A 9,208-nucleotide genomic window follows, 5' to 3' on the forward strand; every position below is an offset into this window, starting at 1 on the left:
CTCGAAAACACAGGCATTGGTAGCTCTTGCTCGCAAGCTCTGCCGAGTGGCATTCGCCCTGATGAAGAATCAGGGCGAATACCGATCAGTTTGAGATTCTAGGGTTGCTGAGCAACATAGAATCTCCTACAGGTACAGCGGTGACGGCGGAATTTGTGCTTGACGCTAATCCCTGTGGGAGCTGGCTTTCCAGCGATGGCGTTGGCTCAGCCACATCCTTGCTAGCTGACACACCGCTATCGCTGGCAAGCCAGCTCCCACAATGGAATGGCGGTGTACCCGGTCTCTGCAGGCAGCACAAAACCTGTGGGAGCTTGCCTGCAAGCGATGGCGGCGGGTCAGTCACATCCTTGCTAGCTGACACATCGCTATCGCTGGCAAGCCAGCTCCCTCAGGTACAGCGGTGACGGCGTAATTTGTGCCTGGCGCAAATCCCTGTTGGAGCTGGCTTGCCAGCGATGGCGTTGGTATGTCCGGCATCACTGTCGGCTGACAGTCCGCTTTCGCGAGCAGGCTCGCTCCTACAGGTCTGGGGGGATTTCCGATTTCGGTTCGGCCCCGCCCTTTGTCAAAAGATTGCAGCCTGCGGCAGCTCCTACAGGGAGGTAGCGGTGGATCTACACTCAGGTGATGAGTCGTTGCCGTGAGGTGCCCATTAAAATGTCTGCGCAAATGACCGTGGTCGCGGTGCTGGCCACCCTTGCCTATCTGGGGCTGGCGGTGTGGGGCATTGGCGGGCCGGCGGTGTTCTTTTCGCATGGGGCGCTGGTGCTGGTAGCGCTGGCCACGGTGCTGATGGTGGTGGCGTCGCTGTTCACCGATGTGAACATGAGTTCCGGGGAGCGCGAGGACCGGGCCAATCGCTGGGTGATTCCGGCGTTCGGCGTCATTGGTCTGGTCAGCGGTTTTCTCCCGGCGTACTGCGATCGCATCGACTTCTGGACCTTCGGCGCTGAAGGCGTGCGTTGGCTCGGCGCGTTGCTGTTTATCGTCGGTGGCGCGCTGCGGCTGTGGCCGGTGTTTGTGCTGGGCCGGCGGTTCAGCGGTTTGGTGGCGATTCAGCCGGGGCATCGGTTGGTCACCGACGGCATCTACACGCGCCTGCGCAATCCGAGCTATCTGGGGCTGGTGGTCAATGCCGTGGGCTGGGCGCTGGCGTTTCGTTCCAGCGTCGGGTTGATGCTGGCGGCGCTGACGTTGATTCCGCTGATTGCGCGTATTCACTCGGAAGAGGCGCTGCTGCGCGGGCAGTTTGGTGCGGATTACGAGGCTTATTGCGCGCGTAGCTGGCGGCTTCTGCCGGGAATCTATTGATGCCCGTGTAGGAGCTGCCGCAGGCTGCGATCTTTTGATTTTTTTTAAGATCAAGATCAAAAGATCGCAGCCTGCGGCAGCTCCTACAGGGACGGTGTGGTGTCAGTTTTTTTGCAGGTGCAGTTGGTTTTGGCTATCGACGGTGACGCTTAGCGACTCATAGCTGTCGGTAGTCGCGTGGCGGGTTTCGAGCGGATGCTGGTGGGTGGTGGTGATGATCATCAGCGCTGCACCTGCTGCTTCCGCGGCCTGAATGCCCACAGTGGCGTCTTCGAAAATCAGGCAATCAGCGGCATCAAGCCCCAGTCGCTTTGCCGCCAGACGATAACCCGCCGGATCAGGCTTGCCGGCCGTCACATCCTCAGCCGTAATCATCACTGCAGGCTCGGCAATTCCCGCCGCCGCCATCCGCCGCAACGCCAGATCCCGTGGTGCCGAAGTCACCATCGCCCAGCGCTCCTTTGGCAAGGCATCGAGAAACGCCGCCGCCCCGGGAATCTGCACGATCCCTTCCACGTCGTCGATTTCCGCCTGCGCGATAAACGCCGCTTGCGCCTCGGCGTCTACCCCCGGCAGGTTCAGGCGGCGGATGGTGTCGATGGCGCGAGCACCGTGAATGGTCGGCAGGAAGCTCTCGACATCAACCCCGTGCCGCTCGGCCCACGCGGCCCAGACCCGCTCGGCAGCGGCGATGGAATTGAGGACGGTGCCGTCCATGTCGAACAGGAACGCGCCGAACGCGCGGTCGAAGACGTTATCGTGAGCAGACAAAAGGTTGCATCCTTTGACAGAGCTGGGCGGATTGGCCGGGCAATGTAGCATTTTTGCCCGGCCATTCGTCCCGAATGGCTCAGTGCAGACGCGCGGCCTTGGACTTGAACGCGCTGTCGACACAGTCGAGCAACTGGCCGATGGCCCAGGGCTTCTTGATGAACGCCACCGGGTGCTTGACCCCGGAAGTCTCCGGGGTTTCATAACCGGACATGACCATCACCGGTTTGTCCGGCCAGCGCTCGCCGACCAGGTTGGCCAGCCCTGCCCCGTTGATTTCGCCGGGCATGGTGATATCGGTCAGCAGCAGTGCGACTTCCGGCGCGTGCTCTTCCAGATACAGTTTGGCTGCATCCGCGCTGGTTTGCGGCTCGACCTTGAAACCTTCCTCCTGAAGAATTTCGCAGAGAAACTCCAGAATCAACGGGTCGTCCTCAACCACCAGAATCAACCCGCCAGGAAGGTGCGCGCTCGGCGTCGGTGTTGGACTCATGAACTGGCACTCCCTGAATTGCATTAACGACTTAGCGGCTTGAATCCGCTGCTTATCTGGTATGAGCAGCGCGCCCTGCATAAATTCATTTTTGATACAGGTCTTTTCTTAACAGTCCTGATCAGCCTGCGCCGACGGGCGTTCGTCAGACGGTTTTTGTGGTTAAAATGCCGGCCCTTTTGCTTGCCGACCGTGACTGATGAACCCTGAAGCCCTCGCCACCCTCCGCGCCCATCTGCTGCCTGCAATCGCTGCGGCACCGAGCGAAACCCGTCGCCTGTTCCATGGCCGCGGACGTTGCTGGCCAGGGCTGGAACAGTTGACGGTGGACTGGCTGCAAGGCGTGGTGCTGGTCTCGCTGTTCAAGGAGCCGCTGCCGGAGCAACTCGAAGCGCTCAAGCAATTGCTGCTCGACCTCAGCACCTCAGCCGAATGGCAACAGTGCGGCGCACACACCTTGCTGCTGCAACATCGGTATTTGCCACAAAGCACCGCCGAATGGTTGCTGGGCAACGAAATCGACGAGATGAGCATCGTCGAGGGCGGCTTGCAGTACCGCGTTGATCTGGGCCGCAAACAGAACGCCGGGCTGTTTCTCGACATGCGTTACGGGCGCAACTGGGTGCGTGAACAAGCGGCGGGCAAACGCGTGCTGAACCTGTTCGCCTACACCTGCGGGTTTTCCGTGGCGGCTATCGAAGGTGGCGCCAGCCATGTGGTCAACCTCGACATGTCCCGCGCCGCCCTGAGCCGTGGCCGCGACAATCACCGCCTGAACGGGCATGACCTGAGCAAGGTGAGCTTCCTTGGCCACGACCTGTTCAAGTCCTGGGGCAAGGTGATCAACAGCGGCCCGTACGATCTGGTGATCATCGATCCGCCGTCGTTCCAGAAAGGCAGTTTTCTGCTGACCAAGGACTACCAGCGCGTGCTGCGCCGTTTGCCGGAATTGCTCACGGCGGATGGCACGGTGCTGGCGTGCATGAATGATCCGTCGTTTGGTTCGGACTTTCTGATTGATGGCGTGACGCAGGAAGCGCCGAGTCTGCGCTTTGAGCAGCGGCTGGAGAACCCGCCGGAGTTTGCGGATATTGATCCCGAGAGCGGTCTTAAAGCGCTCGTCTTCAAACGCCTCGATTGACGTTACCTCCCGGGAACACCGCGGCCCCGCGTGGGAGCCAAGTGGTCTGGGAGGGAAATCGGTGATCACGTCGTGACCGCTACCACTCGTCGCAAACACGCCCCTACCTGTCAGATCTGACAGTAGCCAAATCCCCCGTTTGATCGCTCAATCACTCCACCGCCCACACTGTTCGGCAGGAGTTCCCGTCATGCTCGTCCAACCCAGAAAGGCCATCGGCACACGGGCCCTGCTTGACCCCGAAATCCCCGGCGCCAAGTTGCTACCGGACGGAAAGTGGGCCATTAACCGCGCCGCCGCACTGCTCAATTTTCCGGCTCTGGGCCTGAAGGTGCAGGTCCCGGTCTGGTCGAACAAAGATCTGGGCGACAAGGTCGAGCTGCTGCTCAACAACGTTCCGGTCGACCAGCAAACCGTTACCCAGCCGGCCGAGCAGACCCAGCGCACCACCCTGTTCGTCGCACCGGGCCGCTTTCAGACCGGCGCCTGGGAGCTGGCCTATCGGGTGACACGAGTCGCTCAACAGCCGGAGCCTTTTGCTCCGCCACTCCAACTCGCGGTCAAACTGGAAATCCCCGCCGGCCAGGACACCAATCCAGAACAGGGCCACTCCAACCTGCACATGGCTTTCAGGCCACCGGAAATTGTTCAGGACGGTGTCGACAAGGACACCGCCGAAAAGGGTGTGGAGATTATGGTGGTTGCCGTACCCGGCAGTGGCTCCAACCTGCCTTATCCCGACATCGCCGTGGGCGACGTGATCATCGCGAGCTGGGGCGGCAAGCTGGTGGCGTCGGCGCCGGTCACTCAAGCGCAGATCGACGACCCGCTGAATAACCCGATCGTCATCCATATCAGTAAAGACATCATCCTGGCGGCGGGTGATTCCGGGAACGAAGGGCTGGCGGTGTCATTCCTGGTCAGAGACTTTGTCGACAACGACTCCGAGGACTGGTGCAAGGAAGCGCGCATTGTCGTCGACACCGGCAACTCGCGGCTGGATGCGCCGATTCTCAAACAGGCTGACGGCAACGAACTCGACCTCGACCAGTTAGGCAATGAACAATTGCTGCTCCAGGTCTTTGCTGCATCGTCCGACGACTTCAAACTCGACGACATCATCATCATGCACTTGCAGGGCACCACCCTCGACGGCGACCCCGTGGCGGTCGACGCTTGCCAGCGCATCGACAAAAACCCACCGCTTGTGGTCGAGGTGCCGATGGACAACGACGGTGCCCGGGCACTGGCAAAAACCCAGGGGGTGTTTTTCTTCGATCTGGAACGTGACGGCCGCATCATTCAACGCTCCAGAGGCCGCTTCATCAACATGAAGGGTGAACCCAAACGCCTGGCAGCCCCCATCGTCGAAAGCGCCGTGAGCGGTGCGCTGGATCCGGACCTGGCGAACGTGATCGTGCGCTTCCCCTTCGATCCGCTGATCACCGCGGACAACGCCATCGAACTGCTCTGGAGCATCACCCAGGCGGATGGCACCGCTTTCGAACCCGAGCTGGACTGGATCTTTCCGACCCTGCAGGAGACCAATGACCCCGACGGCTTCATCGTCATCATTTCAGGCCCCGACTACCTGAAACCCGGCGAAGGCGGCACGCTGAAGGTGTCGTATAACCTGCTCAGCGAAGGCGAGAACGACGAGGTCATTCGCCGGCCTTCCCTGCCCGCCGCGCCGCTGAACATCGGCGAGCCCAGGCTTGAGCTGGTTCCGCCCATCCTGCTCGGTGAACAGGACGGTGCGCTGGAACCCAAGGACCTGCCCAACGGCATCAGCGAAGTCACCTGCCCCAACCCGGTGAACAATCCGACCCTGCCCAAGGATGTGGTGCACTGGCAATTGCATGATGCGTCGAACAAGTTGCTGTTCGAAGACCACAAGACACTCAATGCCCTGAGCGCCGGCAAAGACGTTAAATTTCCGCTCAACGCCGCGTTTGTGCAGCAGTACTTTGAAGCCCGTCGCGGTGAACAGTTGAGTGTGCGCTACCACATCGTTCGGGATGCGACGGACAAGATCAGTTATTCGAATCCGTTGGTTTTTGTCGTCGGGGAAGTGGTGGAATTGGTACCACCAACTATTGACTCGGTGAAGGGTTTACCTGGCGAGGTGGAAATCCCGGATGGCACCACGACCGTCGACACCACCGTCAAGCTGTCAGGGGCCGGGGCCAAAGGTCAGAAAGTCCAGATCAAGGATGATGAAACCGACAAGGGAGAGGTGACGGTTGATCCTGCGACAGGCCGCTGGGAATTGATTGTGACGGGTTTGAGCGAGGGTGATCACCGCTTTACCGCCATCGCCAGGTATGGCAGTGAGCAGGCCTCGAATCCGTGGGTCGTGGTCGTGACCGAAAACGTCCCGCTGACCATCAGATCAATGAAAGACCAGAGCAACTGGGACATCCCCGATAACGGCTATACCGTGCACACCATCATCACGCTCGAGGGCTTCGCGCCTGTCCGCCAGAAGGTGGAAGTTTTCCTCGGTACGATATCCAAAGGCCTCGCGGAGGCTGGCCCCGACAGGATCTGGACCCACACCGTCAGCGGGTTAACGCTCAACGTGCTGCACACCCTCAAGGCCGTTGGCCAATACGCGAATAATCCGACGTCGAACCTCTGGCGTTTAACCGTGTTGAATGGCGTGAGGCCCGCCATCACCGCCGCGCATGATTCCAACGGGCAGCCAATCAGCAATGGTGGCAACACTGTTGACCGCACTGTTCATCTGACGGGGACGGCGAATACGTTTCTTGAGGTGGAGATTTACGACGGTGCCATCTCCACTGGCAAAAAGGTCAGGGCCAATGACAAAGGTGAATGGACGGTTGAACTGACGGGGCTGACGATTGCACGCCATGATTACAAGGCCAAGGCGTTGTATGGCAGCGGGACGGAGTCGGGAGTGTGGGCGGTGAACGTGGTGGCAGCTGCTGCACCTACAATCACCTCAGTGCAAGACGAAAGCAAATGGGACATCCCCGACTACGGTTATACCGTCCACACCAATATCATGCTCGAGGGCTTCGCGCCTGACGGCCAGAAGGTGGAAGTTTTCCTCGGTTCAATCTCCAAGGGGCTCGCGGAGGCTGGCCCCGACAGCATCTGGAACCACACCGTCAGCGGGTTAACGCTCAACGTGCTGCACACCCTTAAGGCCGTTGGTCAATACACGAACAATCCGACGTCTAACCTTTGGCGTGTGACAGCGTTGAATGGCGTGAGGCCCGCCATCACCGCCGCGCATGATTCCAAAGGGCAGCCAATCAGCAATGGTGGCAACACTGTTGACCACACTGTTCATCTGACAGGGACGGCGAATACGTTTCTTGAGGTGGAGATTTTCGACGGTGCCTCCTCCACTGGCAAAAAGGCCAGGGCCGATGACAAAGGTATATGGACGGTTGAGCTGACGGGGCTGGCGATTGCACGCCATGATTACAAGGCCAAGGCGTTGTATGGCGACGGAACGGAGTCGGAGGTGTGGACGTTGACCGTGACGGACAGCGCTGCACCGATTTTCGTCGACCCTTCGACCATGCTTCTTCGCGGGGTGCGACTGATCAATGACTACGGATGGGCTCGAAAGCCTGAAACGGAGTCAGTACGTCGGCGTGAGGCAACCGGCGGCGTCCCGCCCTATAAGTACACATCGACGGTTCCAGCCATCGCAAGCGTAACCGATGACGGGATAGTGACCGGCCTCCGGGAGGGGTGGACTGTCATATGGGTGAGAGACCAGAATGGCGCCCAAGCACAATTCAACGTCCAATGCAGCGAAATAACAGTATACAAGGTAGTGAAGTCGTCGACCCCCGTGCCCGGAACCTACGCAGCGATTTCTGGATGGATAGCCTCAGTGCGAGGAGTGACGACTGAGTTTCTCATCCGCTCATTGATGAATCACTTCAGTATCGAATACCCAGACGCTAGTGTTGTATTGAATCCATCCGAGCCACACGCCCCATGGCCGTACTGGGCTTATTACTTCCACTCCCCGGACTCCGACATCATTCGCGTCATATCTGCGGTATCTCCTGAAAATAAACGCTTCGACTCCTCTTCAATACTTTCGCCCCCCGAACGAGTCTCCGGATACGTCCTCGCGTTAGTCCCTGTCTGACAGGCCTCAAGGCCACTGATTATGAACAGGAAGAGGACGGATTTATTTGATGGCAATTGCGAGCAGGCTCACCACTACAAGGGATCTTTGCCGGGCACATAACCTGTGACCCACGCAGATCCCCTGTAGGCCTTCACCTGCTCACGATGAGGCCAGACCTATCAGCGCCTATTCCTTGGGCACAACATTATCCAGCGCCTGATTCACCGCCAACTCACCGAGCATCACCACCTGCGCAATGCCCAACGCCGTATTGCGGCTCGGCCCCTCCAGCGTCCCGGCGAAATCACCCAGCATCACCGTGGCCGAGGCCAGGGATTCGCAGGCGTTGGCCAGCAGGGATTCGGTATCGGTTTGCGGGTTGACCATGTACATGCTGCTGGGGGTGTAGGGCGTCGCCATGATTTGCGATGGTGCCAGGTAGTGGTCGAGGGCGCGTTCGGCGGCTTCGTGGAGTTTTCTGGAGTTGCGGGATTCGTAGGGTGATACCGGGTCTGTGAACGGCGGATTGGGTGGGGTTTCGGGCATCGGCTGGAACTCCGATCAAGGCACTTTGAATGGATTACTCACTGTAGGAGCTGCCGCAGGCTGCGACCTTTTGATCTTGAAAAACAAAATCAAAAGGTCGCAGCCTGCGGCAGCTCCTACACGGGGACCGAGCAGTTAGTTCGGGATGCGGCGGCCGTCCAGTACCCGGTTGACCATCAGTTCACTGAGCATGATCACCTGATGCAGCATCAACATCGCCCGGCGCTGTGAGTGGTCGACGGTGTCGCCGATATCGCGGGCCATGTCACTGGCGGCGGCCAGCGATTCACAGGCTTCGACGAGCAAGGTTTCTTCGTCCACGGTAGGGTCGATGAGGAAGATTCTGCTCGACTGGCGTGAGGAGGCTGAAGGGATCGAGATCTTCAGTGCGCCGGGGTTAAGGTAGAAGTTGATGGCGCGGTCGGTCGCGGCTTTTATCTTCTGCGGGTCGAGGGCCGGGTCGAATGGGATCGAGGTGTCCGGGGGGTTGGGTGTGGCTTTGAACATAGGTCACTCACTGTTTTAAATAAATGAGGAGCCATCACTCTCGCTACCAAACGAAGGGTGGCGGCCATTTGTGGGTTGGTAGACCGGTCAAAACAGTAAACCCGGCGCTCCCGAAAGAGCCCCACGCATGGCCACCATAAAGCAGAGTCCCAAAAAAGGATCTGTAATGTGGCGCACGACTGTAATGAAACGGGCTACCAAACCCGATCACTGATTTTCAGTGACAGGGAAACGATATAGCCCGGCCCATAGCCGTGTAAGCCGGCGGATTCTGGCGTACGCGTAGGTAACGGCGCAAGGCGTTGTAGCCGTT

General features: G+C 59.3%; 7 protein-coding genes. 3 read left to right on the top strand and 4 right to left on the bottom strand.

Translation table 11 applies throughout. The annotated features are described in order from the left end of the window. Positions 1–660: 660 nt before the first annotated feature. On the top strand, positions 661–1,314 hold the full coding sequence (locus ACU680_RS27225) for a methyltransferase family protein (RefSeq protein WP_448181061.1): 654 nt from the start codon (positions 661–663) through the stop codon (positions 1,312–1,314). Between the two features lie 102 nt (positions 1,315–1,416). On the opposite strand, the gene ACU680_RS27230 is transcribed toward ACU680_RS27225, so the two are convergent. Beyond that, positions 1,417–2,085, bottom strand: coding sequence for an HAD-IA family hydrolase (locus ACU680_RS27230; protein WP_448181062.1), 669 nt, complete (start codon positions 2,083–2,085; stop codon positions 1,417–1,419). A gap of 79 nt (positions 2,086–2,164) precedes the next feature. Further along, positions 2,165–2,578 (bottom strand): response regulator, encoded by a 414-nt coding sequence (locus ACU680_RS27235; RefSeq protein WP_329697323.1) that lies wholly within the window; start codon positions 2,576–2,578, stop codon positions 2,165–2,167. Positions 2,579–2,777: 199 nt separating this feature from the next. Between ACU680_RS27235 and ACU680_RS27240 the strand changes: the two genes are divergently transcribed. Continuing rightward, the gene (locus ACU680_RS27240; protein ID WP_448181063.1) at positions 2,778–3,719 is read left to right on the top strand and encodes a class I SAM-dependent methyltransferase; all 942 of its coding nucleotides are present in this window, start codon (positions 2,778–2,780) and stop codon (positions 3,717–3,719) included. A 190-nt stretch (positions 3,720–3,909) separates the two neighbouring features. Then, positions 3,910–7,860 carry a hypothetical protein gene (locus ACU680_RS27245; protein WP_448181064.1) on the top strand — a complete coding sequence of 1,317 codons (3,951 nt, stop codon included), beginning with the start codon at positions 3,910–3,912 and terminating at the stop codon, positions 7,858–7,860. Between the two features lie 168 nt (positions 7,861–8,028). Here the strand turns inward: ACU680_RS27245 and ACU680_RS27250 are convergent, their stop codons facing one another. Together ACU680_RS27250 and ACU680_RS27255 are read right to left on the bottom strand one after the other, a co-directional pair. After that, on the bottom strand, positions 8,029–8,388 hold the full coding sequence (locus ACU680_RS27250) for a DUF6124 family protein (RefSeq protein WP_448181065.1): 360 nt from the start codon (positions 8,386–8,388) through the stop codon (positions 8,029–8,031). 135 nt (positions 8,389–8,523) lie between these two features. Next, positions 8,524–8,895 carry a DUF6124 family protein gene (locus ACU680_RS27255; RefSeq protein WP_448181066.1) on the bottom strand — a complete coding sequence of 124 codons (372 nt, stop codon included), beginning with the start codon at positions 8,893–8,895 and terminating at the stop codon, positions 8,524–8,526. Positions 8,896–9,208: the final 313 nt, after the last annotated feature.

The organism is Pseudomonas sp. LF020 (genome assembly GCF_053456425.1).